Origin of the sequence: Polaribacter sp. 20A6, from assembly GCF_011378915.1 — a bacterium.
GTDB classification, from domain to species: Bacteria; Bacteroidota; Bacteroidia; order Flavobacteriales; family Flavobacteriaceae; genus Polaribacter; species Polaribacter sejongensis.
This window is the reverse complement of record NZ_WTPZ01000050.1, coordinates 1-991: the sequence shown is the minus strand read 5'-3', so window position 1 is coordinate 991 and position 991 is coordinate 1. Positions and strand designations below refer to the sequence as shown.

The window sequence follows — 991 nt, the reverse complement described above, 5'->3', positions numbered from 1 at the left end:
CTTAGGTTGTTGTGGAACTGGCTTCTGAAGCGGAAACTGCGGCTTAGGTTGTTGTGGAACTGGCTTCTGAAGCGGAAACTGCGGCTTAGGTTGTTGTGGAACTGGCTTCTGAAACGGAAACTGCGGCTTAGGTTGTTGTGGAACTGGCTTCTGAAACAGAAACTGCTGGTTAGTTAGCTGTTGAACTGGTTTCTGAGGTGGAAACTGCTGGTTAGTTAGCTGTTGAACTGGCTTCTGGAGCTGAAACTGCTGGTCAGTTTGCTGGATCATCAGAGCTTGAGCATTCTGAAGCGATTGACTCCACTGTGGGACAGCATGACAGAAAGCACAGACCACCAAAATCTGAGCCAAACACCAACTTCCAGCCGGATGATGTACTACACTGCATTTGCTACCTTCTTCCTGTTGGGTGTTGCTTCTGCCCAGACTTCCCTTCAGCTTTCCTTCTGTGTGACTAAGGACCAAAACCTGGACATGTACTGCAAGTTCACTCCGGCTTCAGACCCCAAGCTCCAGAAGACTTGCTACTACATGACCGAGAATAAGTTGGTTGGCTCTACCAACTCGAGCGCCACTCCAGACAGCACCTTCAAAAACCGTGCCAATGTCTCTCTAGTGGAAAACGTGTGCAAGCTGAATTTGAAAGGGTTCTCAGATGACAAACCCAAAAACTACACCTGTTTCATCAAACAAAGTGCCACTGTGTCAGTCTCTGCAATCGTGGACAAGAGTAAACCTCAGGCTTGTTCTGCCTGGTGTGTCATGCAACACAGCGGAGCAGCACTCCTGCTAGCTTTCCTCACTCTTCCATTATTGTCAGAGCTACTCTGAGTCTAGATTGTATCTCTTGGTACAACAGCAATCCCTAAAAAGAACAACTTCTAAATCCTCTAGCACTCTTGTACTTAAACGTAATCCCTGCGTTTCCTCCCTCGGAAATTATGAAAGATGATGCTGATGTCAAAACGCTGTCATGTGATGCATGTTCCTG

The 991-nt window shown here is 47.3% G+C and carries 1 protein-coding gene; it reads left to right on the top strand.

What is annotated here, in order from left to right; all coding sequences use genetic code 11:
• Positions 1–222 precede the first annotated feature (222 nt).
• Positions 223–831, top strand: a complete 609-nt coding sequence (locus GQS57_RS18330) for a hypothetical protein (protein WP_165734420.1) — start codon at positions 223–225, stop codon at positions 829–831.
• Positions 832–991 lie beyond the last annotated feature (160 nt).